This window comes from Nosocomiicoccus ampullae (assembly GCF_001696685.1).
Lineage (GTDB): Bacteria > Bacillota > Bacilli > Staphylococcales > Salinicoccaceae > Nosocomiicoccus > Nosocomiicoccus ampullae_A.
Map to the genome: position 1 here is coordinate 68,883 of NZ_MBFG01000002.1, position 26,895 is coordinate 95,777.

The following is a 26,895-nucleotide window of genomic DNA, read 5'->3' on the forward strand; positions in this document are numbered from 1 at the left end:
GGTATTCATATATTAACTATTAAATTGGAGGCGTTAAACATGTATGGGATTGCTGCAGATGAACCATTTAAACTAAGTGAAGGAAATAAGTTTTACAAAAATAATTTCGAAAAACCAAAACTAAACGATAAAGACGTATTTGTTAAAGTAAAATCGATTGGTATGAATCCGGTCGACACAAAAACACGTCAAACTGAAATTAAACACCCACCGAGAATACTCGGGTACGATGCGGTAGGTGTTGTTGAAGATATTGGAAGTGAAGTAACGAGCTATAAAAAAGGAGACGTCGTTTTTTACTCCGGTCGTGCAGATGTCGACGGCTCGAACGCAACACACCAAGTGATACATGAAGCGTATATCTCGCATGCACCTAAAAACGTATCGCTTAATGAAGCGGCAGGCTTTCCACTCACTAGTCTTACTGCGTCAGAAACACTCTTTGAAGTGTTTAATATTAGTAAAAATAAGGAAGACAATAAAGGTAAATCCATTCTTATTATTAACGGTGCAGGTGGCGTTGGAAGTATGGCGACACACATTGCGAAACACTATGGCCTCAAAGTGATTACGACCGCATCAAAAAGTGAAACAAAAGAATGGTCAAAATCACTCGGTGCTGACATCGTGTTAAATCATAAGAACGATTTACGTGATGAATTTAAATCTCATAATATCGAAAACGTCGACTACGTATTTTGTACATTTGACACAGATTTATATTACGAAGTGATGATTGACCTCGTAAAACCACGCGGTCACATCGCAACAATTGTCGCATTTAATGAAAAACAAGACTTAAACCTCTTAAAAGCAAAAAGCATTACATTTACACATGAATTTATGTTTACAAGAGCACTACAAGATCTTGATGATCAGTATCAGTACCATAGATACTTAAGTGAAATTAGTCATCTTATTAGCGAAGGCGTTTATAAACCGACTGTCACAGAAGTCATGAAAGGACTGACTGCCGACAATATCTATAAAGCACACGAAAAATTAGAAAACCACGAAGTTCATGGAAAACTCGTTATAGAAGTTGAAGAGTAAGAGTATAAGCATGTTTAAAAAATTATAAATTTGGAGTGATTACTATGTCACAATTTACTCAAGCACAAAATATAACTGAATTAGATAAAAAAATTAACGCTTATGTCACGCGTGGATATGAACCGAATGAATTAACTGTATTTACCGCTCACCCAGTTCCCGAACTTTTACACAAATATAGTGGACTAAACGAAGCGATTATCACCGATGAAACAACAGATGCTTCTGTTTTTAAAGATTTTACCGATGAAGAACTCATCGAGGTTTCAAATTCACTCGATCAAGGCGAGTATTTGTTATTCATCTTTAATGAAGATGATAAAAATAAACAAGAAGCACCTGGAAAATTTGAACTACATGAAGAACAACTCGTCGCGAATAAACATACTGTTGACGCAGGCGAAGTAAATGTTAGAAAACGTGTAAAAACACGTGAAGAAGAAGTCGATGTACCGATTCAAAAAGATTCCGTCACTATCGAACGTCATAAGTTTGAAGAAGAGCCGTTATTATCAGAATACAATAACGCTGAAGACACTGACGACATCAACGTTACGCGTATACCAGTGACTCGAGAGCGTATTCGTATTATTAAAGAGCAAGTCGTTTCCGAAGAAATTGTTATTCGAAAAGAAGTTACAGAAGAAGTAAAACATATTAAAGACACCGTCCAATACGATGACATTGAAGTCGATAAGACTGGTGATAATTTAAATGTAACAGAGAGAGAAAAATAAGCACAAAAAACCCAGTAGCAATTTGAGCTACTGGGTTATTTTTATATCTAAAGATTAACCTTTAGTCCTCTTTACGTCTTCTAGTTCCTGCAAGCATTGAAGTACCAATTAACAGAACTGCAGTAGCACTTAATGCATTACTATCATTAGCCTCACCAGTGTTAGGTAAAACACTATTCTTCTGTACTTTAGGTAAATATTTAGCTGATTTTAATTTAGCAACGTCAGACTGGTTGTCGTCACTTAAATCAGTGTCTTCAGATTCAACAGAAGCCTCTTCTTCATCTTCAACTTGATCAGATTCCTCTGAATCTTCAACCACTTTGTCGTCTTCTGACACGTTATCATTTGACCCCTCTGAATCTTCAACAACTGTGTTGCCTTCTGACTCATTAGCATCTGATACTTCCGACGTTTCAACGACTAGGCCGCCCTTACCGTCTTTGCCATCTTTACCATCTTTTCCGTCTTTGCCGTCTTTACCGTCTTGGCCGTCTTTGCCGTCCTTACCGTCCTTGCCATCTTTACCGTCTTGACCGTCCTTGCCATCTTTACCGTCTTGGCCATCTTTTCCGTCTTGACCGTCCTTACCATCTTTACCATCTAGGCCATCTTTACCGTCTTGACCATCTAGGCCGTCTTGCCCGTCCTTGCCATCTTTACCGTCTTGGCCATCCTTACCGTCCTTGCCGTCTTTACCGTCTTGGCCGTCCTTACCGTCCTGGCCGTCATTACCGTCCTTACCGTCCTTGCCATCTTTACCGTCTTTACCATCTTTACCGTCTTGGCCATCTTTACCGTCTTGGCCGTCCTTGCCATCTTTACCGTCTTTTCCGTCTTTTCCGTCTTTACCGTCTTGGCCGTCTTTGCCGTCTTTTCCGTCTTTTCCGTCTTTACCGTCTTTACCGTCCGGTATAAATAACTCTTCGACACTACCTTCAACGACATTACCTAAATGATCTTCGAGCCACACTGTTACTAATGTGCCCGTTCTTCCATCACGTTCTACTGGCTCATGCTTAACACGGAGTGAGTCACCTTTTGGTCCTGGCTTTCTGTTATCAACCGTTAATGATAATGGTTCTCCATCAGCATATTCAGCAACAAGTTGGTAAGTACCATCTTCATTTTCATTTACTTCAACTTTCTCTACACCTGGTAAATTGTATTCAATTAACGCATCAACAGCTTCTTTAAGAACTTGTCGAGAAACTTCTTTAAAGTAATTATTTAGGAACTCTTCATGGTTATCCCCTGTAAAGTCTGGAGATACATTTGGATCTACTTCATAAAGTACTCTAACGCGTCCTTCTTTACCTTCTGTTACTAATACGACTGTTCCTTCTTTAAGTTCCTTGTTTTCACGAGCAACCACATTGAAGTCTAAGATTTCTTCAGAGAAGCTATATACAGGCTTAACTTCCTCAACAACTTGGACTAACCCTAAATCGACACTTAAGTTATCCTCACCTTTTAATGTCACTACTTTTTTAGAAGATTCATTTTCTAATAAAGTGAATTTTTCAGGGACAATAAACTCAACAGTATACTCTCCTTCGTATAGATCATAAAATCCATACTGACCATCTGAATCTGTTACAGTCGTTTGAACTGTGCGACCACTCGCATCTTTTAGAAGTACTTGGATACCTGCAAGTCCTTCTTCATCTGCATCTTTTTGGCCATTGTTATTTGCATCTAACCATACATTACTACCAATTGTGAATCTTTCTTCTTCAGCATATAATGGTAAACCTAGATTTAGAACATCTTTTCCATCAACAACTACAGTATTCACAAAGTCCACTACACCTGGACGGGATAATTCGTATTTGTCACCATCTGGGTTTTCAAATGTTAACGTATACGTACCATTCGCAACGTTTTCAAAGACATAATTACCGTTAGAATCTGTTACAGTTTCCATCACACCATTTTCTGATGATAATGTAACTTTCACACCCTCAAGGCCTGGTTCACCTGGATTTTTACGACCATTTCTGTTTCTATCTAACCAAACAGAAGATTTCACTGTAAATACCTCGAGTACTTGAGGCTCTTCACCTTCACCGACTGCTTCAGGCGTTAAATTATCAAGAGAAACGTCAAATTTAAATCCATCTGGATTCGGTTCAATAACGACTCCATCGTTTTCTTTCACTTCTAGAGTTGTGAAAACCTTTAAGTCTTTTAATTCTTTGCCATCAGATGCTGATACTACTGCGTTAACAACATAACGTTCATATTTTTGAACTGGAATTTTATCTGATAATAAAACGACTTCACCATCTTTAACGATGTAGTCTACACCCTTCACAAGTTCGATTTTTGTAAATTTATCTGTATCATCTAGCGGTGGCGTATAGTTATGATAAATTGCATCTAATCTTGTACTTTTATTTAATTTTTTAGGATCATTAAATTTATACAGCTCGAGCACAACATTGTCTAAGTCGATGTTTTCTCCATAAACTTTAAAATCTGGACCTTCGTTCCCAAACAATCTATTTTGTCTGTCATACTTGGCAAGTGGATTAAGATATGTTGTCAATGTTACTTGTTTTTTATCAGTTTCAACATAACGAACACCTGTCTCGATATACTTATAGACTACTTTGCCATTTTCCATATTACCATCTTTAGCTAGAGCTTCTTTTACACCGTAGTTTACTACGACTTCTTGTTGAAGTTTCTCACCTGCAAAGTCTAAGTCTAATAGATATGATTGGCCATCCTCAGTTTTATGTGCAGTATTCACTGTAGCGACAAACTTTAATAAACCTCTCACATTACTGTATCTTTCAACGTAATCTGTAAACGTGTACACAACTTTGTTTTCTAATTCATTATATTCTCCAAATGCTATAACTTCTCCATTTGAAGATGAAAGATGTTGTGGACGCACGACTTTATTAAGTCCTCCTGGCCTAAAGTATTGACCCCAGTCAAATGTAAATTGTCCACCTTTTTTCACTGAATTATCGACATAAAAGTTACCACTAATTTCTAGATAGTCAAATTTATTAGGTGATAATTCATCTGCATTTTCAGATTCTGAACCTTTTACAATTTTAGCTTCTAAATTATTAATTGTTACTTTATCGTCTACTTGTTCTGTTTCAACTTCACCATTATTTTTAGTGACATCATTCACTGTGTTAGTTGCAGTATTTGGACGTTGAAGCGAAGTTTGGATATTAACGTTGACGAGAACTTCTTGTTCAGTTCCGTTTGGAAGTTTAACTTTAACAGTAACTTTTGAACCATTCGCAACTGGTAGTTCAGTGACATCTTCATTCACTGTCGTTCCTTCTGGTAAATCCAATGCGTTAAGAATATCTTCAGACTTTAAATCTTGACCTTCTTCAAGACTTACTTCTACTTGTAGTGTTTCCTCTGGAAGATTTTTCTCTACAAAACCGCTTTCAATAATTTTGTTTTCTAGTTGTACTTCAGGTTGTTCTAATTGCTCAACATCTTCTTTAACTTCTAAAACATCTCGTTTATAATTTTCTTCTTGATCTATGTATTCTGTTTCATTGACATCTGCTTCTTCTACTTCATTTAAGTTGCTGTCATCAAGTAGTGGATCTAGATTTTCTTCGGGTAATGATACATCCTGAGACTCTTCATTATGTAACTCTAAATCGTTAGATACCTTTTCATCGTTAAAATTGTTTGCGTTTTCATTATCGAGTTCACTTGCTTCGGCATTATGACCAAACATCAACATTGAACCAATTAAAATCGATCCTGCACCTACTGTAAATTTCCTGATTGAATACTTGTTTAAACGATTGGGTAAAAAATCATGTCTTTTTTTCATTGGCTATCTCCTTAATATGTTGTTGTACGTTTGTGCTTTTGTAATTGCCACGACATGCCCTGAAATAGAGCTTTTATTTTACAATAACTTAATTTCTCTTGATGTCTATCATTCCCCCCTAAATGTCAAATTACATTTAGTATACAATAAGTCACAATAAAATACTGTCTGAAAATTATGTTTTTTTATATGTATGAGATATTTAGTAAATTTAAAATGAAAAAACACACTTAAACTTTTGTTTAAGTGTGCTAATCTACATTATTCAAAATCAAATAGTGGAGTTGAAAGATATCTTTCACCGTTTGATGGTAATACAGTTACAACCGTTTTCCCTTTACCTAATTTTTTCGCTTCTTCAAGTGCTGCATATATTGCTGCTCCAGATGAAATACCTCCGAGTATTCCTTCTTCTTTTGCTAATTTTCTAGCATATTCGAATGCTGTTTCATTCTCTACTGTAACGACACCGTCATAAATTTCTGTGTCTAATGTGTCTGGTACAAATCCTGCACCGAGTCCTTGTAATTTGTGTGGACTTGCTTCTCCACCTGATAATACCGGTGAATCTGCAGGTTCTAACGCGTAAACTTTTGTGTCTCTGTTATGCTCTTTTAATACGTGTCCAACACCAGTTACTGTTCCACCTGTTCCAACACCCGCAATAAATGCATCGATCGTAAACCCTGCACTTTTCGCTTGTTCTACAAGTTCTGGTCCTGTTGTGTTTTCATGGATTTTAGGGTTTGCTGGGTTTTCGAATTGTTGTGGCATGAAGTAACCATCTTTTTCAGCAAGTTCATTCGCTTTAGCAATTGCGCCTTTCATCCCTTCGGCACCTGGAGTAAGCACTAATTCTGCTCCGTATGCTTTTAGTAAATTACGACGTTCTTTACTCATCGTGTCAGGCATCACTAAAACTGCTTTGTACCCTTTACTCGCAGCAACCATCGCAAGACCAATTCCAGTGTTTCCACTTGTTGGCTCTACAATTGTTGTATCCTTCGTTAATTTTCCTGCTTCTTCAGCAGCTTCAATCATCGCAAAAGCGATACGATCTTTTACCGATGAACCAGGGTTCATGAATTCTAGTTTGACGTAAACATCCGCCATATTATCATCTGTTAATCTGTTTAACTTTACGAGTGGCGTATTACCAATCGTTTCAGTAATATTATTAAATACTTTGTTAGACATAAAATGTCCTCCTATTTTTATTTCATAGTAAGTAACTATGAATATAACACGGTAGGGATAGAATTGCAAATGTGATGCTTAGTTATGGTAGGATTTACTGGAAATTACTGGTGGATTGGATTTTTCATCTTATAAAGTTTAATAATACACTTTTGCGTGGTTGTATTTAACAAAAATTTTCGGGTTTTGTTAGATATCCGGATTTATTTAACATATTTCGCCCGTGGCGATCACTTTTTGTTAAATATATTTTTTTATCTAACAAAAACGGTGCTGAATCCCGGGAATTTGTTAATTATCTCGATATATCTAACAGATTCAGTAATTATCTGTTAAATAACCACATCGCTAGCGAGACGGAAGGCCCGTTCAGTTCTTAAAAGTGTAATAACGCTCTTTATCAAAATTTTATTTAACAAAAATATCCGTATATTGTTAGATATCTGATTTTATTTAACATATTTCGCCCGTGGCGATCACTTTTTGTTAAATATATTGTTTTATCTAACAAAAACGGCGCTGAATCCCGAGTATTTGTTAATTATCTCGATATATCTAACAGATTCGAAGAATTTTTGTAAATTAAAACACAGCACAGCACAAAAAATCGCCCGGAAACACGAATCTGTTCGTATTTTCGGGCGTCACACAAATTACACACCGCGGTAGATGAACTACCTCATCCCGCACTATTCGAGGCAAAACCGGATATTCTCCGGCACGGCAATTTTATTCTTCTAAAAGTGCTTCGAGCTCTTCTTTTTCGATCCAAACATCGTTGCGGCAGAAGTTACATACTGCTTCAGCCCCACCGTCTTCTTCGATCATTTGTTTGATTTCGTCTTTTTCTAGTGATGCAATCGCGTTGATGAATCGTTCTTTACTACATGTACATTCGAATTCTACTGGCATTTCATCGAGTTTACGCCAAGAGTCACCGAGTACTTCATCGACGATTTGTTCTGGTGTTAAATTGTCGTCGATCATTTGTGAAATTGGACGCATCTCGCTCGCGATTTTTTCTAGACATGTAATCGTCTCTTCGCTTGCTGCTGGTAGTACTTGAATGACGAGTCCACCTGCTGCTTTGACAGTGTTATCTGGATTAACGAGTACACCGAGTGCAACGATTGATGGGACTTGTTCTGAGTGATAGAAGTAATAAGAGAAGTCTTCACCGAGTTCTCCTGAAATAAGTTCAACTGAACCGACAAAGTTGTCTTTAAGTCCGATATCTTTTGCGACTCTTAAATACCCGTTCGTACCAACTGCACGACTCACGTCGAGTTTCCCTTGAGCGTTTAAGTCAAAGTGTACGTCTGGGTGTTGCACGTATCCACGTACGTGACCGTTCGCATCTGCGTCTGTCACGATTGCACCGATCGGTCCGCCACCTTCTACTGTGACTGTGACTTTATCTTTTCCTTTTAATATTGCACCTAATACTACAGTTGCTGTCATTGTACGACCTAACGCTGCAGCTGCTGTTGGGTATGCTTTATGACGATTTACAGCTTCATTTACTGTATCTGTTGTATCTAGTGAAAAAATTCTTACTTCATCGTTTAAACCTAATCCACGTATTAACTTATCTGCCATGTTTATTTCCTCCATAATAAAAGTCGCCTAACTCGAGGCGACTTTTCGTTATTTGTTATCTCTATCGTCTTGTACGTCACGTTGTTCGTTTGGACCTTTTGGATCCACGTCTTCTGTAACGTCTTCGTCTTCTGTCATTTCTGGACGAGAAACTTCTTCCTCGTTATCAGATACGTCTTCATGACGTTGTAACTTTTCTTTGATTTCTTCGTATGAATGACCAACTTTTTCATCATCTTCAGTATCTTCTTCTAGATGACTATCATCATACTTACGTTCAGGTAATTTTCCGTCGTGGAATAACCCTTCTATTTGTTCGCGGTCTAACGTCTCTTCGACGAGTAACGTTTCCGCAATTAATGTTAATTGTTCTTGATGCGTCGTTAAGATTTCGTGACATCTTTCGTACGCTTCTTTAACAATCTTTTGAACTTCTAAGTCAATTTCATAAGCAAATTTATCTGAGTAACTCTTCTCGTGACCCATTTCTTTACCTAAGAATACTTGACCGCCTGTTTCACCAAATTGGATTGGCCCAAGTTTTTCACTCATACCAAATTCCATTACCATTTTTCTAGCGAGACTTGTCGTTCTTTGGAAGTCGTTATGTGCACCTGTTGATGCTTCACCAAACGTAACTTCTTCTGCAACACGTCCACCGAGTAATCCAACGATTCGGTCTTGAAGCTCTGGTTTTGTCATAAAGTAGCGATCTTCTTTAGGAAGCATCACGGCATATCCGCCTGCTTGACCACGCGGAACAATCGTAACTTTGTGAACTGTTTCTGCTTCGTCTAACACCATACCGATTACTGTATGTCCAGCTTCGTGGAACGCAACGATACGACGTTCTTTTTCACTCATAACGCGAGATTTCTTAGCAGGACCTGCGATTACGCGGTCTGTCGCTTCGTCTACGTCTCGCATGTCAATCGTATTTTTACCCGCACGAGTCGCAACAAGTGCTGCTTCGTTTAGTAAGTTTTCTAAATCTGCACCTGAGAATCCAGGCGTACGTTGTGCGATTGCTTTTAAGTCGACTGTTTCGTCTAACGGCTTGTTACGTGAGTGTACTTTAAGTACAGCTTCACGGCCTTTTACGTCAGGTAATCCGACTTGAATTTGTCTATCAAAACGACCAGGACGTAATAATGCCGGGTCTAAAATATCTGCACGGTTTGTTGCAGCGATCATAATAATACCTTCGTTGCCTGCAAACCCGTCCATTTCTACGAGTAATTGGTTGAGTGTTTGTTCACGTTCATCGTGTCCACCACCGACACCTGCACCACGTTGACGACCGACAGCATCGATTTCGTCAATAAAGATAATACATGGTGAATTTTTCTTTGCTTGTTCGAATAAGTCACGTACACGTGACGCACCAACACCGACGAACATCTCCACGAAATCAGAACCTGAAATCGAGAAGAATGGAACGCCTGCTTCACCTGCTACTGCACGTGCAATTAATGTTTTACCTGTACCTGGAGGTCCGGTTAATAGTACCCCTTTCGGAATACGCGCACCCATTTTATCGAATTTGCGGTGATCTTTTAAGAAGTCCACAACCTCGATAAGTTCTGCTTTTTCTTCATCTGCTCCGGCAACATCTGTAAAGCGTGTTTTTGATTTCGTGTTATCAAATTGCTTCGCCTTACTTTTACCGAAGTTCATCATGCGGTTTCCACCGCCACCTTGTGCATTAGACATTAAGAATAAGAAGAAGAATAGAATCACAAGTAGCGGTATGAACGTAAATAACATTCCTGTCCACGGGCTTTGTTCTTTTGCTGGTTCAACGTTAAATTTAAGGTCGTTGTCTTTCTTAGCTGTTTCTAAAATTGAATCTAAATCTCCAGTTGCATTATAAGGAATCACTGTATGGAATGATTCATGATCTTCCTGATCTTTTAGTTTACCTTTAACAAGATACACATTATTTTCAGGCTGAATCGTCATTTTTTCTATATTTTGATTTTCTAAAGCTTCGATAAATGGTTTGTACTGCAGCTCTTTATCTGCTTGAGTGCCGCCATTTAAGCTTTGGAATATACCGAATAATATTACTGCTAGAATTGCTAAAAGCAATATATTACGGCCAGTATTTTTAGGCATCCGTAATCCTCCGTTTCTATTACACTAAAAGAAATATTAACAAAATTAACATATATTATCTACTGTTATGCATTAGTTATATAGTTCTGGTTTTAGTAAACCGATATATGGCAAGTTACGATAGTTTTCATTAAAATCTAGTCCGTAACCGACGACGAATCCTTCAGGAATTGTCGTACCGATATATTTAACGTCGACTTCTAGTTTACGTTCAGGTACTGGCTTATCTAAAAGCGTAACAACTTCAACACTCTCAGCTTTTCTAGAACGTAAAAAGTCGATGATATAGTTAAGAGTCGCACCTGTTTCGACGATATCTTCTACAATTACGACGTGACGCCCTTCAATTGACGTCGATAAGTCTTTCAGTATCTTTACTTCTCCTGTCGATTTTGTTCCGACGTAACTCGACACGTCCATAAAGTCCATTTCTAAGTGTGTATCGACGTACTTTACGAGGTCTCCCATAAACATGATCGAGCCTTTTAATAGCGCCACAAAAACCGGATTTTTACCATCGTAATCACGTGTTAACTCAGAAGCAAGTCGTTTCGTAATTTCTTTAATATCTTCTTCGCTAAAAAGTATTTCATCAATATCATTTCTAAGCGTCATAATATAACTCCTCAACATGTAAGTCTATTTTAAAATTGCTTAATAGTTCTATTATATTATAAATATTACCTACCGCAACAATTGTACCGGTGTCATCGACAATAATCGGCATCGTTTTTCGCTTTTCATGACTAATTTTTTTGTCGATAAAAAGCCGATTCACTTTTTTAGTACCGACGTTCGGTATCGCCACACGGTCACCTGGTTGAAACGTGCGAACGGTTAAGTTCGGCGAACCATCAACTGTAATTTTATAACCATTAAAATAGTACGTGCCAGCGTCATCAATCGTCATCTCTAGATCGAACATTCGGTCACTTATGACGTAGCAATCGTCATAACTACAGACGAAACTTTGTTCACCAACTGGCAATTCAAATTGACTCGTGTCACTCTGTAACAACCGAATCATTTCTTCACTATACGCTCTGCCGACGTTTAACCAGCGATTTAAGATATATACTTTTAATATGTGACTACACGCGTTAAACTTCTTTCGGCTAACAGTCTTATCTTTAAGAAAGCTTTCAGCCTCTTGTTTAAAATATTGCGTCATTTCGTTGTAATCTTCTTTAAATTGCGTCAAACTTTCTAAATGCAGCTCGTCATGCTGTTCGATATTTGGTAACACTTCGTGACGGATATAATTTCTCGTATAGTCGTTCGTGTCGTTTGTATGATCTTCAAAATATTCAAGACGATGTTCATGTGCATACTGTTCGATTTCTTGTAAACGAACACTCATCATCGGTCGAAGTACTTTACCGAACTGAGACGGAATACCAATGCCTTTTAAATGGCGACCAGTTAATAACTCAAACATAATCGTTTCAAAGTCATCATCTTTATGATGCGCCGTTAAACAGTAATCGATGTCGTATTCGTTTAACATGTCATAAAAGAACGCATATCGTAAGTCTCGCCCTTTTCGCTGTGAAAACTTGTCTAAATTTAATGTCGTCGATAAAAATACATATCCGTCACTATCCGCCATTTTTCGTAACGCTTGTTCTTCACCGATAGAGGCCTCTCGACTCCCGTGGTTAACGTGTAATATATATAACTCTCGATATGTATCTCTATAACGCGTTGTCAATAAATGATATAAAACCGTCGAGTCTATACCACCCGATAACGCTATGGCGATATTGTCTGACGGCGTCCAAGTGACGTTTAATTTGATCATTCACTTCACCCTATAAGGATAAAAAAGGCTAGAAAATTCCAGCCTTTTTACTTCTATTTATTAACGTCCGCCGCGACGTGCGTCCGCTTGTCTTTTAATTGAACTCATACGCTCTTCACTATCTTTTAAGAAGTTTGAGAGTTTCTTTTCAAAGTCTTCTGGAGACTGTGCTCTACGTTGCTTTTTTGGTTTCTCTGCTTGTTTAATAGATAAAGAAATCTTTCCATCGTCGCCAACAGATAATACTTTTACTTCGACTTCATCGTTTACTTTAAGGTGATCATTAATATCCTCAACGAATTTGTTTGCAACCTCACTAATGTGTACGAGACCACTCTTTCCATTCGGTAATTCAACAAATGCTCCGAACGGTTTAACTCCTGTGACTTTTCCGACGAGTTTTTCGCCAACTTCAACTGACATGAACTTAAATTTCCTCCTGAATAGTGTAGTAATGTTTATTTATCATAACATTAAATGCGACAATAATCACTTTTATTACTCTTTTGACTCTGAATCTTCGTTTTCATTTGTTTGTGTTTCTGTTTGAGTCGATTCTTTTTTAGATTCTGGTAACGAGAAAATCAGTTCTCCGCTACCAGACATAAAGAAATCTCCACGGGCAATACGACGAATATAATTTTCATCATTTAGTTGAATAATCTCTTGTTCAAGTTCTGCACGCTTCTCTTGTTTTTCTTCTAACACGAGTTCTGTTTCACGTACTTCGTCTTTTAACGCGCGATTCTCTACTTTTTGTTTGATGCCGCCAGATATGAATGCAAATATAAAGACAAACGCGAGCATCGACACAATAATCATACGACGGCGTCTCACTTTACGCTCACCTTTAAGCGACTCTTTTTTAGAGTCTAAATCGATTGTATATTTATTGAGCATTTTAATAATTTTGTTCGTCATTTGCATTCACATCCTTTTATACAAGTTTACACGATTTTTTATACAGTTACCATCCAGATTCGTCTTTATCGTCTTCTATTTTTTCATCGTGTAGCATTTTTGCCATTAATTCGGCTTCTTCTTTTTTAGCATGCTCTTTTAAATCGAGGATTTCGTACGTGACGATACGGTTCCCAAAACGAATTATAAGTTCGTCACCGACGTTAACTGTCGTGCCTGCTTTTGCGACTTTACCGTTTACTTCGATACGTCCGTCGTCACTCATCGTCTTCGCAAGTGGACGACGTTTAATAATACGTGACACTTTTAAAAACTTATCGAGTCTCATGTTGTTCCTCCAATATTTCGCCTAACGATTTCCCTGAGTGAATCGTTTCCTTCATCCATTCAAGTACTGTCGTTGCGTATTCTTTTTCGTATTTTATACGTTCTGTTTTACCTTCTTTTTTCTTTTGAGCGTTCCATACTTCTGTTAACTCACTTTGATTGTTTACTTCAACATCTCCAAAAACGTGCGGATGTCTATGAACAATTTTACGATTTAAGCTCTCTAATACATCGTGGAAATTAAAATAACCGTCTCGTTCAGCAATCGCTGCGTGTAAACCGACTTGAAGTAAAATATCTCCCAGTTCTTCGACGAGAAGATTATCGTCTTCTTTTTCAATAGCTTCAATCACTTCATACGACTCTTCGAGTAAAAATCGTTCGAGCGATTGATGTGTTTGAACTTTATCCCACGGACATCCATTTTCACCAACGAGCACTTGGTAAATTTCACGCATGTGGTAAATCGAACGGTTATCTAACGTTTTACTGTCCATTTTTTTGATAAACATCGTCATTAAATTCGAATTTGGTACGTCATAATCGATTTCTTCGAGTGGTTTTGTAATTAGTTTTTCTTCACGGCTACCAGCTGCGACAATTAAAGTGACTGGCGTCTCTGGTTCGTAATAGTCGAGAAGCGTCAGTTTCACATCCGACACTGAAAACTGATCGTACACTTGTGTAATTAGTGTATGTTGACGGTGATTTAAATCGCGTTCAGTTAATGTCGAACCATCTAAAATTTGAAACCCTTCGTTTACACGAATATTTACCGCTTCAATACACACGTCGATAAAACTCTGTCCACCAATAACATCTACTTCCACACCAGCATCGTTATTTAGCAGTAATTCTGTCGTCGTTTCGTATAACAACGGTGATCCAGGTACTGCATAAATGATGTCTGTATCTTTTCCTTTTGATAGTAATGTGTCTACGATTTTTTCGTACGTCTCTTCGAACGTTTCACTTTCAACGTAATAATTGTCAAATGATTTATACGAAATATTTTCAGTATGCAGCAGTTCGACAGCAGGATGATCGTTTGTACGTAAGTATACAAAGTCGCTTGTTTTTAATCTGTTATAAACACCAACTGTCATATGATCGACGTCACTACTTCCAAGACCGACAATCGTTATCATACCGCTTCCTCCTTTTTACTATTCAGCGAGCGTTTTAAAATATCGATAAATAGCTTAATGTCTTTCGATTTCACTTGAAACTGAATTTCGTTATTTTGTACTCGAATACGAAGTTCTCTTTTATAATCATTCGTGTCGATAAACAACCGTTCGCCGTCAATTTGTGCTGTTGCGTCTTTCGTTAAGTTTAAATAGAAGTATTGTTTATCTTCATATACTCTATACCCACCGAGTATTAGTGCATAAATCTTCACACGTACGAGGTCGATTAAATTCTCGACTTCTACTGGGTATTCTCCAAATCGGTCGATCATTTCATCTTCAATATCTCGTAACGCTTCAATACTACCCACTGCTCTTAAACGTTTATATAGGTCAATTTTCGATTGCTCATGTGAAATATAAGATGCTGGTAAATATGCATCGAGTTCGATTTCGACTGGTATGTTTGCAGGTTCCTTTTCTTCAATAGATAAACCACGCTTTTCTAGCACAGCAGTCTCTAACATATCTGAATATAACTCGTATCCAACTGAATCGATGAATCCAGATTGGTGTTTACCGAGTAAGTTCCCGGCACCACGTATATTTAAGTCGCGCATCGCAATTTTAAACCCGCTTCCGAGTTCAGTGTATTCTTTAATTGCCGCAAGTCGCTTTTCAGCAACTTCTGTTAACACTTTGTTTGGTTGATAGAAAAGATACGCGTAACTAATTCGGTTACTACGACCAACGCGACCTCTAATTTGATACAGTTGCGACAATCCGAAGCGATCTGAGTCTTCAATAATTAGAGTATTTGCGTTCGGCACGTCGACACCCGTTTCGATAATCGTCGTCGTCACGAGTATGTCGTACTCGTTATTGACGAACGCTTGCATCGTCTCTTCGATTTCTAACTCAGTCATTCTCGCGTGCATCACTCCAACACTCGCATCAGGCACGAGCGTTTCAATGTGAATTGCTTTTTCGTAAATCGTATCCGTACGATTATGAAGATAAAACACTTGTCCGCCTCTTGCGAGTTCACGGTTAATTGCTTCTTTGACGAAGTTCCCGTTATATTCTAAGACGTACGTTTGAACTGGGAAACGGTTTTGTGGAGGCGTCTCGATCACTGATAAGTCTCTAACACCCATTAAACTCATGTGTAGCGTTCTTGGAATCGGTGTAGCCGTTAAAGTTAATACGTCGACGTTTGTTTTTAGCTGCTTAATGCGCTCCTTATGTTTTACACCAAAGCGCTGCTCTTCGTCGACAATGAGAAGTCCAAGGTCTTTAAACTCTACCGTTTTACCGAGAATCGTATGTGTACCGATAACGATATCGACCGTTCCTTCTTTTAGACCTTTTTTAACTTCACGCATTTCTTTAGGCGTTCTAAAACGCGACATCATCTCCACGTTGACTGGGAAATCTTCAATACGTTCAATGAACGTTTCATAGTGCTGTGCGGCTAAAATCGTCGTCGGTACGAGTACCGCGACTTGTTTGCCGTCTTGAACTGCTTTAAATGCTGCACGAATTGCGACCTCTGTTTTACCATAACCAACGTCACCACATAGCAGTCGGTCCATTGGCTGCACTCTTTCCATATCTTGTTTAATTTCGTGAATAGATGCAAGTTGGTCTGGCGTCTCTTCATAAGGGAAACGTTCTTCAAATGACTGAACCATGTCATTATCTGGACTAAATTTAAACCCTTCAGTCGCTGCACGTTCTTGGTACAACTTAAGTAATTCGTCAGCAAGTTCATTTACGCTACTTTCAACTTTCGCTTTTGTTTTCTTCCACTCTGTACCTCCGAGCTTATGCATTTTTGGTGCACCGTCGTCACTAGAGACGTATTTTTGTACGAGGTCCATTTGATCGACAGGGATAAATAATTGGTCCGTCCCTTTATATTGAAGTTTCATATAGTCATTGTGTAGACCGCCAACTTCTAACGTTTCTATACCGAGATAACGCCCAACACCGTGATGTACGTGTACGATATAATCTCCGACGTTTAATTCTTGATAAGATTTAATTTTTTCAGCATTAGATAGCTTTTTCGTACGACGCTTCTTTTTTGACGTACGGTTATAGAGCTCTTTACTCGTTAAAACTGCAGCATGCATAAATGGCAGTATAAAACCTGCATCGAATTCTCCAATGGATAGTACAACACCATTTTCTACATCTTCAGGAAGTTCTTTTATGAAACTATCGATATTTAAATCTTCGAGTAACTGGCGCGTCTTTTTTAGTTCTTCTTCGTCACGTAAAACGATGTTTACTAAAAAGCCATCACGTACCATCTGATTAATGTTGGATGCGAGTATATCGTATTGTCCGTAATAAATTTCAGTCGGTTTCACAGAGATTTTAACGATGTCTTGTACGTTCACAGGTAGCGCACTTAAAAATAGTGTAAAATAAATCGCATCTCTTTTATACAGACGCTCGAGTTGATGCTCTAAATAATTTCCACCTTCACTGAGCATCTTACCTGCTTCTTGAAGGCTTTCGTAATAATTATGCATCGCACGGACTTCACGTTCAAAACTTGCTTCTATCGTTTTGACTTCATCGATTAATATAATCGCATCTTCACTAATATAGTCTAAAATCGATACTTCATCGTCATAAAGTAAATGACTAAATTGGCTTAAATGACTCATCGTATAGTCTTTATTAGTCAACTTCTCGAAGTACGTATCGAGTGATTCATGTGCACCTTTGTCGATTGTTTCTTTCGTTTTATCGTACAGCTTTGTAATATGCTCAATCAGCGCGTCGCGTTCATCTTCTTCTAACACATATTCTGAAAATGGTTCGAGCGTGACAGATTCTAGATTATGTGTAGAACGCTTTGTTTCTTCGTCAATGGCGCGTATTGAGTCGACCTCTGTGTCGAATAATTCGATACGTACGAGCCCACTCGACATATACACGTCAAAAATATCTCCACGTACTGCGAATTCACCGAAGTTTTGGACCTCTTCACGTCTCACGTATCCAACGTCAGATAAGTAACGAATAAACGCATCATAATCGATATCACTACCGAGCTCTAATTTCTTTTTGTATGTCGATAGTTTTTCCGGCACCATTAACGGCTTCATAAGTCCTTCTGTCGGCACGATAAATAACCCTTTCTCTCTTTCAAGAAGGGCATATAACGTTCGCATGCGCTCTTTTTTAAATTCTGGGCTTTGGTCTGCCATCGTTTCAATCATAATGTCGCCAACAGGAAATGTATACACGTCTTCTGTATACGCCATTAGTTGGCTTTGTAGTTTTTCCATTTTATGATTGTTTTCAACAAATAACACGACGGGTGAATCGTTCGCTTCGACGACCTCGTGAAATAACGGTCCTTTAAACTCATCTGTTATACCCGTAACGAGTAGTGACTGATCGGGCGTATAGTCTAAAACCTCTCTCACGCGAGAGTCTTGTCTGATTCTCTCTTTAACTCTGTTATGCATTGATATCACCGTTATAACGGTTCATAACATCTATAAAGTCGTGATTGATTGCCATTTCACACGCATCTGTCGTGACGTCTAACACTTTTTCGAGTGTGACCATGTCTTCTTTTGTGAATTTTGATAACACCCAGTTCACGATTGGCATTGGACCATCTGGACGACCAATTCCAATACGAATACGCTTATATTTTTCAGTTTTGAAGTGTTGGTTTAACGAACGAATCCCGTTATGCCCGCCCGCACTACCTTTTTGACGCAGTCTCAGCTTCCCGAGTCCAAGATCCATATCGTCATATAATATATAAACGTCGTCGAGTTCAATATTGAAATAATCGATTAACGGACGCACGCCTTCCCCAGATAAGTTCATAAATGTTTGAGGTTTAACGAGCATTACCTTTTCGCCGTTCACTAAACCTGTACCAAATTCACATTTAAACTTATTTTCATCTAAATCGATATTTAAACTATCACTTAATTTATCAATCGCCATAAATCCAACGTTATGACGTGTATTGTCATATTTAGGTCCTGGGTTCCCAAGTCCAACAAAGCACTTCATAATCTTTCCTCCATATTAAAAAAGGCGATGGTTCCCCACCGCCCTAGCAATAATTATATTACTCTTCGTCTTCAGATGATTCTTCTGCAGGTGCTTCTTCAGCAGCTTCTTCTGAATCTTCTGCGTCTTCTTCAACTTCTTCTTGTGGTACAGATACCATTGCAAGAGTAGTGTCATCTTCGTTTTCAATCGTGAATGAGAACTTATCACGGATATCTCCGACAGTAATTGAATCACCAATTTCAAGTGCTTCAACATTTACTTCAAGCTCTTCAGGGATGTCCGCTGGACGAGCTGTAACTTCAACAACGAAGTTTGGTTGTTCAACAACTCCGCCTTCTTTTTCACCAGCAGCTTCACCAACAGTAACAACACTTACTTCTACTGTTCTTTCTTCATCCATGTTGATTGCGATGAAGTCGATGTGGTCCACTCTATTTTTTAATGATTCGAATTGATATTCGTTCACCATTGCTTGAACTGTTTTACCGTCAAGTTCAAGATCGATTACACCGTTACGTCCGATTTCACGAATTAATTTAATAAATTCTACTTCGTCGACAGTAACTGATGTGTTTTCTACATTATAACCGTAAAGTACCGCAGGTACTTTGCCAGCTGCACGTAATTCATTGAGTTCACCTTTTGTTAAACTCTCTCTTGAATTCGCAACTAGTTTTGCCATTATATTTTCCACCTTTCATAAACTAGCAGTCATTTTACCACTTTAACAAATAGCCATACGTAATAATACCATATAATAGGATATATTGTAAAAGTATTTTAACAATATTTAACTTTAGTCAAATAAGCGACTGACTGAACGCTCTTCGTGAATACGAGTAATTGCTTCAGCAAGTAACTCTCCAACTGAAAGTTGCTTAATTTTATCGATTTGTTTTTCTTCAGGTAATTTAATTGAGTTTGTTACGATTACCTCTTTAATTTGTGACTCTTGTAAGTTTTCGATTGCTTTACCAGATAATACTGGGTGTGAACAACATACGTACACTTCAGTCGCACCCTCTTCGATTAACTTATCTGCTGCAAGTTTAATCGTACCACCTGTGTCGATAATGTCATCGATAACGATTGCTGTTTTACCTTTAATGTCACCGACGATACTCATTACTTCTGCAACGTTCGCACGTGGACGACGTTTATCGATGATCGCAATTGGTGAACCGAGTCTTTCAGCCATACGGCGTGCACGTGTCACCCCACCGTGGTCCGGTGATACGATAACCACTTCTTCTTCATAGTTTAAGTCGTGTTTTTCATCTTCAAAGTATTTCGTGATTAATGGAACACTCGTTAAGTGGTCGATTGGAATATCGAAGAACCCTTGAATTTGTGCAGCGTGTAAGTCGATAGACACAACGCGGTCTGCACCTGCTGTTTCAAGTAAGTTCGCAACGAGTTTCGCTGTAATTGGTTCACGTGGACGAGATTTTCTATCTTGACGCGCGTAACCATAGTACGGAATAACTAAGTTGATGCGGCGTGCTGATGCACGTCTTAACGCATCTATCATAATTAATAACTCCATTAAGTGTGCGTTTACTGGCTCTGACGTTGGTTGTACGACAAAGATATCTTTACCACGTACACTTTCTAACACGTCTACTTGCACTTCTTGGTCTGAGAAGCGATTCACTTTACACTTCCCTAACTCTACACCTAGATGGTCTGCGATTTCTTGAGCAAGTGGTTCGTTTGCAGATAAAGTAAATACTTTCATGTCATCTTTAATGTTTTGCTGATTTCCCATAATATCCTCCAGCGGTTATTTTTTATAATAATTTTCTTTAGTCGTTTGACGTTCACGTGCGATTGCTAAACTATCTGATGGTACATCGTCTACTACAGTACTTCCCGCAGCGATAACCGAGCGGTCTCCAATCATAATTGGTGCCATCATATTCGAGTTACACCCGACAAATGCATCGTCTCCAATGATCGTTTTGTGCTTATTTACACCATCGTAATTCACTGTAATTGTTCCACAACCAATGTTCGTTCGTTTTCCGACCTCTGCATCTCCAATATAACTTAAATGCGACACTTTTGCACCATCATCAAGGAAAGATTTTTTAGTTTCTACAAAGTTTCCAATTTTTACAGACTTTCCGATTTTTGTTCCTGGTCGAACTTGTGCAAATGGTCCAACTGACGTACCGTCACCAATTTCTGAATCTGTAATGACAGAGTGTCTAATTACAACGTCGTTACCGATTCTTGCGTTCGTGATTTCACTATCGCCTCGAATGACACAATTTTCACCGATGACCGTTTCACCTTCGATAACTGCTCCAGGATAAATGACAGTATCTCTACCGATTTCTACCGTACTATCGATGTACGTATTTTCAGGATTAATAATCGTAACTCCATGATCCATTAATCGGTCTAATATCACCGTCTGGTATAAATAACGAGCATTCGCGAGCTCTTTTCTCGTTTCTACTGTAAATATACCAAAGTCTGCTTCAACAGCTCCGATTGATTTCGCCATGTTTTCAATCGTATCTAATTTTAAAGTGTTTAACTTGCCTTTTTCGACGAGCAACAACTGGCCATCGACGACGTAAATATTATCGATATCTTCTTCGTATAAGCTTTTATACATTTCGTCAAAAATGAGTGGCGAACGGCTATCTACAAATACTGTGTCCTTGTCCTCTAGCTGACTTGTATCCGTCAGAACTTTGTATGAGTCAAATGACTCATTTAATCCTTCTTTTGACGTTAAATAAATATCATTTACACCCGAAAGTTTTAACTGGTTAATGATATGCTGTAATAGCGTTGTCCCACATAACGTATGTAATGCGGTATGTGTATTTGATTTCATCTGAGATGTATCGACATCTGTTAAAATCACTGCTTGCTTATGCATAATACAATATGCCTCCAAATCGTTTCTTCTACAACTATTTTACAGTATTTCCTAGGAAATTTAAAAAGATAAAAAGCTAGGACAGCGTATATGCCCTAGCTTTCCATACGATTATTCTTCGTCTGATTCAACCGCTTCAGTTTCTTCTTCATCTTCCGTTGACTCTTCAGGTACGTCTTCAGTTTCATCGTAGACGCGCATCACTTCTTCTTGTACGTGCTGTCTCATTTCTGAGTTGATTGGGTGAGCGATATCTCTGAACTCTCCATCTGCTGTACGTTTACTTGGCATTGCAACAAATAATCCATTGTTACCTTCAATAACTCTTAAATCATGCACAACAAACGCGTCATCAAACGTAATTGACGCTAATGCTTTCATTCTCGTATCTTGATTATTCACTTTACGTAATCTTACATCAGTAATTTTCATATTGTGTGAATCCTCCTGTAGTCAATAATACGGACATGTGTTTATATTATTTAAAAGAAGCCACAAGTTCGATTTCTACTTTTACATCTTTTGGTAAACGGCTCACTTCAACACATGATCTCGCTGGTAGTTTACCCGTAAAGTATTGTCCGTAAACTTCGTTTACGACATCGAAGTCATTCATATCTGAAATAAAGATTAAAGTTTTCACGACGTTCTCGTATCCAAGTCCAACTTCTTTAAGTATCGCGCCGAGATTTTCTAATACTTGTGTCGTTTGTTCTCTCACGTCGTCAGATACAATTTCACCGTTTAAATTTAATGGAATTTGACCAGAAGTGAAAAGTAAATCTCCAGCTTTCATTGCGTGACAATAAGGTCCGATTGCTTTTGGTACGTTTTTCGTATTAATCATTTCAGTATTCATAAATAAACACATTCCTTCCTATAGTTTATTATTATCTTTTTCTAAAATATTCTAAACAATTTCCTTCTTCGACGACAAATGTTTCATTATATTCATCGATTTTTGATACTTTAACAATTGACGTATAGTCTTTATATCTACGGTTCCCAGGTGTATCTTTTGACTCGACGAGTACACTGACACCGACGACTGTCGCTTTAAATTCTTCCATCAACGTAATGACACCATTAATCGAACCGCCTGCACGTAAAAAGTCATCGATAACGAGTACACGGCTACCTTCTTCTAGCGTACGCTTTGCTAAAATCATCGTTTCTATTTTACGCGTTGACCCTGAAACGTAATTGACAGATACCGTCGACCCTTCCGTAATTTTATTGTCTTTACGAATGACTGCGACGGGCACATTTAATTTACTCGCAACTGCATGCGCCATCGGAATCCCTTTTGTTGCGATTGTAACAATCGCATCGATTTTTTTATCGTCATACATCGTAGCAATAAGGTCTCCGAATTGCGCCATGAGAGATGAATTGCCGACAATATCAGATAAGTATAAATATCCACCAGGTAAGATACGTTTTGTTTCAGAAATCTCTTGTTTAAATTGGTCGACGATTTTCGTGGCTTTCTCATAACTAATATGTGGGATAAAAGTCACCCCACCTTGTGCGCCGTGCGTCGTCTCGATTCTACCGATAGATTCCTCTTCGAACACTGCTTTTATAATTCGAAGGTCTTCACTGATCGATGATTTTGCTTGTGAAAATTTGTTAACAAATACAGATAACGGGATACGTTCGTTTGGTCGTCTCGATAAATACTCCGTGATAAAAACGATGCGCTCACTCCGTTTAAACTTCATTTGCTTCTCCTCACTTATGTTGAATTAGCCGATAAGTCGTACTTTATATACTTCGTCACAAATACCTTTAATTGCGTTATATAACTGTGTCGCTTGATGTTCTTTTTTACAAATACCATAAACCGTTGGTCCGCTTCCGCTCATGAGTACCCCGTCTGCTTTACTTCTTCTGAAGCACTCGAGTAAATTATCGACTTTTTTATAACGCGTTCGAGTAATTGGTTCAAGGTCATTAGACAACGCGTCAATCACGTCATAATAACTTCCGTTATTTAACGCTTCGACCATGCGTTTTGTCCCTCGGTTTGATTTTTTGCCTTTTAACGCGCCATATATACGTTTTGTTGACACGCTAATATTCGGTTTGGCAAGCACGATCCACGCATGTCCTGCGCGTTTTAATGGTGTCGTAATTTCTCCACGCCCTGTTGCGAGTCTCGTGCCTCCATATACACAAAACGGAATGTCTGACCCGATTTCTGCACTGCGTCTAGCAAGTTCGTCAATATCGATATTTAAATCGTATAGTGTATTTATTCCTCTAAAGGTTGCAGCGGCATCTGCACTACCTCCACCAAGTCCCGCAGCTACTGGAATCGATTTGTCGATATGAATATCCACGCCTTTAGCACCGTACTCTTGCATAATAAGTGCAGCTTGGTAGACGAGATTTTTCTTATCGAGTGGTAAAAACCCGTGATTTGAGGACAGCACGATACGGTTATCTTCGCGTTTTTTGAACGTTAAATAGTCGTTTAAATCAATTGTCGTCATCACCATTTCAACTTCATGATAGCCATCATCTCTTTTATGAAGTACATCAAGCGTTAAATTAATCTTTGCTGGTGCTGTTTCAATATGCATATCATCCGCCCTCTACCTATTAGTAAATTACTTATTATGATACTAATTTTTTCATATTATCTAAAGAGAAAACTATCCTCTCATCATAAAAAAAAAAAACGGATTAGAGAGTTCTAATCCGTATATATATAATATTTTAGTTATGGCACACTAAAAGATATTATCTGTTCATACCGTCAGAAAGTACTTTTAAGTTATATCTTAAATATTCGATATACGTACTTGCTTCACTGTCTCGGTTACCAATTTCGTCACTGTACAGTGGCTTTTCGTAAATTGGTACTCCTGACTCTTTAGACACAGCTTCCATCGGACGTCTATCGACGTTTGATTCTACAAATAAGACCGGCGGATTATGTTGTTTTACAAACTCTGTCGCGTCTTTAATTTGTTGTGGTGACCCGTTATCTTCTGTGTCAATTGCCCAAATATAACCTTCTTGAATATCATATTGTTCTGTTAAATATTGAAATGCAAACTCACTTGCGACTAAAATGCGTTTTTCATCTGGAATATTTTCAAACGTTTCGCGATATTCCGCTTCAATGTCTTTTAACTCAGAGATATATTCTTCTGCACGCTTTTTGTAGTAGTCGCTATTATCTGCATCAATTTCAATTAATGCTTGTCCGACCGCTTCAGCCATTTTAATGCCGACATTTGGATCGATAAACGAGTGTGGGTTGATTTCTTCATCTTTTGTGCCTGATGCGAGATACATTGGTTCGACTTCTTCAGTCGCACGGAACACTTTATTTTCGTCATAATTAATTGACGAAATGAGCTTATCTAGCCATCCACCGTTTTCTCCTTCTAAGTTTAAGCCGTTATAGAATAATGCATCACTTTTTGTTAAAAACTGAATGTCTTCTGGCTTTGGATCGTATTCATGTGGGTCTGTTCCTAGTGGCACTAAGTTATGAACTTCCACATGATCTCCACCAATCGCTTCAACGATATCCGTCATAATAGAAAACGTCGATGTGATTTTTAGTTTGTCATTTTGCTCTTCATCTGCACTGTCAGATGAACAACCCGTTAAAATAAGTAGCGCAATTAAAACGCCAGAAATCCTTTTAATTAAATCCATTTCCATAGAACTCCCTTCTTAGGTGCAAAAATAAATGCAATTAAAAAAAATGCTGTAGCTACAAGTACAATCGTCGGACCACTCGATAGATTTAGCTTAAAGCTAAACATCAGTCCGATGATGGCAGAAATTCCGCCGAGACTTGCTGCAATTACGATCATTAGAGACATACGTTTTGTGAGTAGATATGCTGTCGCCGCTGGCGTAATGAGTAAACTCACGACTAAAATAACTCCTACTGTCTGTAACGATACAACAGTTACAAGTGTGAGTAGTACCATTAATCCGTAGTGAATAGTTTTCACTGGCATCCCGCTTGCTACTGCCATCGTCGGGTCAAACGTCGTAATTAAAAATTCTTTATAGAATAGGATAACAACGAGGATAACGACAGCTGCAACAATCATCGTTAACGTACGATCTATGTCGCGTACCGTTAGAACGTTACCAAATAGTATTTCGGTTAAATCCATCGCTGTATTTGCTTTTGCAATTAACAACACACCTATCGCAAAGAACGTCGAGAACACGATCCCGATGGCCGAATCATTTTTAATATTACTGTTCTGATTAATAAACCCGATACCAATCGCTGCGAGTAATCCAACAATTACCGCACCAACGAAAAAGTTAATACCAAGCATAAATGAAATCGCAACTCCTGGTAATACTGCGTGTGAAATCGCGTCACCCATTAAAGCGAGTCCGCGCATGACGATAAAACTCCCTATTACTCCACACACAATCCCTACAACCGCACCAGTTAAGAGCGCTTTTTGAAAAAATTCGTATGCGAGGATATCGTGAAAAATATTCATAACCATCATGCTTCACCTGCTTTCACGATAATATTGTCACCATATGCTTCTTTTAAATTCTTCTCAGTGAATACTTTTTCTACTGAACCGTAATCTTTAACACCGAAGTGGACTAAAATAAGTTCATCAAAATAATCGTGCACTTTACTTAAATCATGGTGCACAATTAATATCGTAATTCCTTCTTCAGCCATTTCTTTTAAGACTTTGATGATCACTTTTTCACTCTGTACATCAATCCCAACGAACGGCTCATCTAAAAAGACGAGATCGCTATGCTGTGCAAGTGTACGTGCAATTAAGACTCGTTGGAACTGTCCGCCAGACAGTTCACCAATTTGTCGGTCTTTAAAATCTTCCATACCAACTTTTTTCAAACTTTCTAACGTGCGCTCTTTTTCTTTTTTACCAGGTCTTTTAAGTACGCCTAGGTTCGGATACGTTCCCATAAGCACGCAGTCAAAAACCGTCACTGGAAACGTCATATCAATATCGACACGCTGCGGCACGTACGATATACGTTTCGCGTGATTTTTCATCGATTCGCCATTAAAAGTCACCGTACCAGTGTTCGGCACAAGATTTAACATCCCTTTAATAAGCGAAGACTTACCCGCACCATTCGAGCCGATAATCCCATATATATTACCTGTCTCCAATTCAAATGATGCATCTTTAATCGCATGAATATGCTTGTCGTATACGACATTTAAATTCTCTACCTTTAACATGTAA

General features: G+C 38.3%; 24 protein-coding genes. 2 read left to right on the forward strand and 22 right to left on the reverse strand.

Annotation, left to right across the window (positions count from 1 at the left end):
- Positions 1-39 precede the first annotated feature (39 nt).
- Both BBS29_RS02120 and BBS29_RS02125 read left to right on the forward strand, forming a co-directional pair.
- Entirely contained in the window at positions 40-1,053 is a 1,014-nt protein-coding gene (locus tag BBS29_RS02120; protein WP_068128616.1) for a zinc-binding alcohol dehydrogenase family protein, read from the forward strand.
- Positions 1,054-1,097: 44 nt separating this feature from the next.
- Positions 1,098-1,790 (forward strand): YsnF/AvaK domain-containing protein, encoded by a 693-nt coding sequence (locus BBS29_RS02125; protein WP_068128618.1) that lies wholly within the window; start codon positions 1,098-1,100, stop codon positions 1,788-1,790.
- A 61-nt stretch (positions 1,791-1,851) separates the two neighbouring features.
- On the opposite strand, the gene BBS29_RS08325 is transcribed toward BBS29_RS02125, so the two are convergent.
- The 22 genes from BBS29_RS08325 to BBS29_RS02235 form a co-directional block, all read right to left on the reverse strand.
- On the reverse strand, positions 1,852-5,616 hold the full coding sequence (locus BBS29_RS08325) for an SdrD B-like domain-containing protein (protein ID WP_068128620.1): 3,765 nt from the start codon (positions 5,614-5,616) through the stop codon (positions 1,852-1,854).
- 261 nt (positions 5,617-5,877) lie between these two features.
- Entirely contained in the window at positions 5,878-6,813 is a 936-nt protein-coding gene (gene cysK, locus BBS29_RS02135; protein WP_068128622.1) for a cysteine synthase A, read from the reverse strand.
- A gap of 729 nt (positions 6,814-7,542) precedes the next feature.
- Positions 7,543-8,412 (reverse strand): Hsp33 family molecular chaperone HslO, encoded by an 870-nt coding sequence (gene hslO, locus BBS29_RS02140; RefSeq protein ID WP_068128624.1) that lies wholly within the window; start codon positions 8,410-8,412, stop codon positions 7,543-7,545.
- Positions 8,413-8,460: 48 nt separating this feature from the next.
- Positions 8,461-10,530, reverse strand: a complete 2,070-nt coding sequence (gene ftsH, locus BBS29_RS02145) for an ATP-dependent zinc metalloprotease FtsH (protein ID WP_068128625.1) — start codon at positions 10,528-10,530, stop codon at positions 8,461-8,463.
- A 72-nt stretch (positions 10,531-10,602) separates the two neighbouring features.
- On the reverse strand, positions 10,603-11,145 hold the full coding sequence (hpt, locus tag BBS29_RS02150) for a hypoxanthine phosphoribosyltransferase (RefSeq protein ID WP_068128627.1): 543 nt from the start codon (positions 11,143-11,145) through the stop codon (positions 10,603-10,605).
- On the reverse strand, positions 11,135-12,331 hold the full coding sequence (gene tilS / locus BBS29_RS02155) for a tRNA lysidine(34) synthetase TilS (protein WP_084778784.1): 1,197 nt from the start codon (positions 12,329-12,331) through the stop codon (positions 11,135-11,137). Before tilS ends, hpt begins: the two co-directional genes overlap by 11 nt.
- 60 nt (positions 12,332-12,391) lie before the next feature.
- Positions 12,392-12,754, reverse strand: a complete 363-nt coding sequence (locus BBS29_RS02160) for a S1 RNA-binding domain-containing protein (RefSeq protein ID WP_040928192.1) — start codon at positions 12,752-12,754, stop codon at positions 12,392-12,394.
- Between the two features lie 75 nt (positions 12,755-12,829).
- The gene (locus BBS29_RS02165) at positions 12,830-13,252 is read right to left on the reverse strand and encodes an FtsB family cell division protein (RefSeq protein ID WP_068128629.1); all 423 of its coding nucleotides are present in this window, start codon (positions 13,250-13,252) and stop codon (positions 12,830-12,832) included.
- Between the two features lie 46 nt (positions 13,253-13,298).
- Positions 13,299-13,580: an RNA-binding S4 domain-containing protein gene (locus BBS29_RS02170; RefSeq protein WP_068128631.1), complete on the reverse strand. Its 282-nt coding sequence runs from the start codon at positions 13,578-13,580 to the stop codon at positions 13,299-13,301.
- Positions 13,567-14,727, reverse strand: a complete 1,161-nt coding sequence (locus BBS29_RS02175; RefSeq protein ID WP_068128633.1) for a MazG nucleotide pyrophosphohydrolase domain-containing protein — start codon at positions 14,725-14,727, stop codon at positions 13,567-13,569. Before BBS29_RS02175 ends, BBS29_RS02170 begins: the two co-directional genes overlap by 14 nt.
- Positions 14,724-18,200, reverse strand: a complete 3,477-nt coding sequence (mfd, locus tag BBS29_RS02180; protein ID WP_068128635.1) for a transcription-repair coupling factor — start codon at positions 18,198-18,200, stop codon at positions 14,724-14,726. The genes BBS29_RS02175 and mfd overlap by 4 nt, the downstream gene beginning before the upstream one ends.
- Positions 18,193-18,765 (reverse strand): aminoacyl-tRNA hydrolase, encoded by a 573-nt coding sequence (gene pth / locus BBS29_RS02185; protein ID WP_068128637.1) that lies wholly within the window; start codon positions 18,763-18,765, stop codon positions 18,193-18,195. The genes mfd and pth overlap by 8 nt, the downstream gene beginning before the upstream one ends.
- Positions 18,766-18,823: 58 nt before the next feature.
- Positions 18,824-19,450 (reverse strand): 50S ribosomal protein L25/general stress protein Ctc, encoded by a 627-nt coding sequence (locus BBS29_RS02190; RefSeq protein WP_068128639.1) that lies wholly within the window; start codon positions 19,448-19,450, stop codon positions 18,824-18,826.
- Between the two features lie 114 nt (positions 19,451-19,564).
- The gene (locus BBS29_RS02195; protein WP_068128640.1) at positions 19,565-20,536 is read right to left on the reverse strand and encodes a ribose-phosphate diphosphokinase; all 972 of its coding nucleotides are present in this window, start codon (positions 20,534-20,536) and stop codon (positions 19,565-19,567) included.
- Positions 20,537-20,551: 15 nt separating this feature from the next.
- Positions 20,552-21,664: a DapH/DapD/GlmU-related protein gene (locus tag BBS29_RS08585; RefSeq protein ID WP_068128642.1), complete on the reverse strand. Its 1,113-nt coding sequence runs from the start codon at positions 21,662-21,664 to the stop codon at positions 20,552-20,554.
- 111 nt (positions 21,665-21,775) lie between these two features.
- On the reverse strand, positions 21,776-22,096 hold the full coding sequence (gene spoVG, locus BBS29_RS02205) for a septation regulator SpoVG (protein WP_040928183.1): 321 nt from the start codon (positions 22,094-22,096) through the stop codon (positions 21,776-21,778).
- Positions 22,097-22,142: 46 nt separating this feature from the next.
- The gene (locus BBS29_RS02210) at positions 22,143-22,511 is read right to left on the reverse strand and encodes a RidA family protein (RefSeq protein ID WP_238316000.1); all 369 of its coding nucleotides are present in this window, start codon (positions 22,509-22,511) and stop codon (positions 22,143-22,145) included.
- Between the two features lie 43 nt (positions 22,512-22,554).
- Positions 22,555-23,388: a pur operon repressor gene (purR, locus tag BBS29_RS02215; protein WP_068128644.1), complete on the reverse strand. Its 834-nt coding sequence runs from the start codon at positions 23,386-23,388 to the stop codon at positions 22,555-22,557.
- 24 nt (positions 23,389-23,412) lie between these two features.
- Positions 23,413-24,252, reverse strand: a complete 840-nt coding sequence (gene ispE / locus BBS29_RS02220; RefSeq protein WP_068128646.1) for a 4-(cytidine 5'-diphospho)-2-C-methyl-D-erythritol kinase — start codon at positions 24,250-24,252, stop codon at positions 23,413-23,415.
- A 160-nt stretch (positions 24,253-24,412) separates the two neighbouring features.
- The gene (locus tag BBS29_RS02225) at positions 24,413-25,342 is read right to left on the reverse strand and encodes a metal ABC transporter substrate-binding protein (protein WP_068128774.1); all 930 of its coding nucleotides are present in this window, start codon (positions 25,340-25,342) and stop codon (positions 24,413-24,415) included.
- Positions 25,333-26,169 (reverse strand): metal ABC transporter permease, encoded by an 837-nt coding sequence (locus BBS29_RS02230; protein ID WP_040928179.1) that lies wholly within the window; start codon positions 26,167-26,169, stop codon positions 25,333-25,335. Before BBS29_RS02230 ends, BBS29_RS02225 begins: the two co-directional genes overlap by 10 nt.
- Positions 26,166-26,891: a metal ABC transporter ATP-binding protein gene (locus BBS29_RS02235; RefSeq protein ID WP_040928178.1), complete on the reverse strand. Its 726-nt coding sequence runs from the start codon at positions 26,889-26,891 to the stop codon at positions 26,166-26,168. Before BBS29_RS02235 ends, BBS29_RS02230 begins: the two co-directional genes overlap by 4 nt.
- Positions 26,892-26,895 lie beyond the last annotated feature (4 nt).

Coding starts and splice junctions, on each gene's coding strand:
- BBS29_RS02120 (WP_068128616.1), top strand. CDS start 40: ATGTATGGGATTGCTGCAGATGAACCATTTAAACTAAGTGAAGGAAAT.
- cysK (WP_068128622.1), bottom strand. CDS start 6,813: ATGTCTAACAAAGTATTTAATAATATTACTGAAACGATTGGTAATACG.
- hslO (WP_068128624.1), bottom strand. CDS start 8,412: ATGGCAGATAAGTTAATACGTGGATTAGGTTTAAACGATGAAGTAAGA.
- BBS29_RS02175 (WP_068128633.1), bottom strand. CDS start 14,727: ATGATAACGATTGTCGGTCTTGGAAGTAGTGACGTCGATCATATGACA.
- BBS29_RS02170 (WP_068128631.1), bottom strand. CDS start 13,580: ATGAGACTCGATAAGTTTTTAAAAGTGTCACGTATTATTAAACGTCGT.
- BBS29_RS02160 (WP_040928192.1), bottom strand. CDS start 12,754: ATGTCAGTTGAAGTTGGCGAAAAACTCGTCGGAAAAGTCACAGGAGTT.
- BBS29_RS02190 (WP_068128639.1), bottom strand. CDS start 19,450: ATGGCAAAACTAGTTGCGAATTCAAGAGAGAGTTTAACAAAAGGTGAA.
- BBS29_RS02165 (WP_068128629.1), bottom strand. CDS start 13,252: ATGACGAACAAAATTATTAAAATGCTCAATAAATATACAATCGATTTA.
- BBS29_RS08585 (WP_068128642.1), bottom strand. CDS start 21,664: ATGCATAAGCAAGCAGTGATTTTAACAGATGTCGATACATCTCAGATG.
- tilS (WP_084778784.1), bottom strand. CDS start 12,331: ATGATCAAATTAAACGTCACTTGGACGCCGTCAGACAATATCGCCATA.
- BBS29_RS02225 (WP_068128774.1), bottom strand. CDS start 25,342: ATGGATTTAATTAAAAGGATTTCTGGCGTTTTAATTGCGCTACTTATT.
- spoVG (WP_040928183.1), bottom strand. CDS start 22,096: ATGAAAATTACTGATGTAAGATTACGTAAAGTGAATAATCAAGATACG.
- ispE (WP_068128646.1), bottom strand. CDS start 24,252: ATGCATATTGAAACAGCACCAGCAAAGATTAATTTAACGCTTGATGTA.
- hpt (WP_068128627.1), bottom strand. CDS start 11,145: ATGACGCTTAGAAATGATATTGATGAAATACTTTTTAGCGAAGAAGAT.
- pth (WP_068128637.1), bottom strand. CDS start 18,765: ATGAAGTGCTTTGTTGGACTTGGGAACCCAGGACCTAAATATGACAAT.
- BBS29_RS02210 (WP_238316000.1), bottom strand. CDS start 22,511: ATGATTAATACGAAAAACGTACCAAAAGCAATCGGACCTTATTGTCAC.
- BBS29_RS02230 (WP_040928179.1), bottom strand. CDS start 26,169: ATGATGGTTATGAATATTTTTCACGATATCCTCGCATACGAATTTTTT.
- BBS29_RS02235 (WP_040928178.1), bottom strand. CDS start 26,891: ATGTTAAAGGTAGAGAATTTAAATGTCGTATACGACAAGCATATTCAT.
- BBS29_RS08325 (WP_068128620.1), bottom strand. CDS start 5,616: ATGAAAAAAAGACATGATTTTTTACCCAATCGTTTAAACAAGTATTCA.
- BBS29_RS02195 (WP_068128640.1), bottom strand. CDS start 20,536: ATGGGAAATCAGCAAAACATTAAAGATGACATGAAAGTATTTACTTTA.
- BBS29_RS02125 (WP_068128618.1), top strand. CDS start 1,098: ATGTCACAATTTACTCAAGCACAAAATATAACTGAATTAGATAAAAAA.
- mfd (WP_068128635.1), bottom strand. CDS start 18,200: ATGCATAACAGAGTTAAAGAGAGAATCAGACAAGACTCTCGCGTGAGA.
- ftsH (WP_068128625.1), bottom strand. CDS start 10,530: ATGCCTAAAAATACTGGCCGTAATATATTGCTTTTAGCAATTCTAGCA.
- purR (WP_068128644.1), bottom strand. CDS start 23,388: ATGAAGTTTAAACGGAGTGAGCGCATCGTTTTTATCACGGAGTATTTA.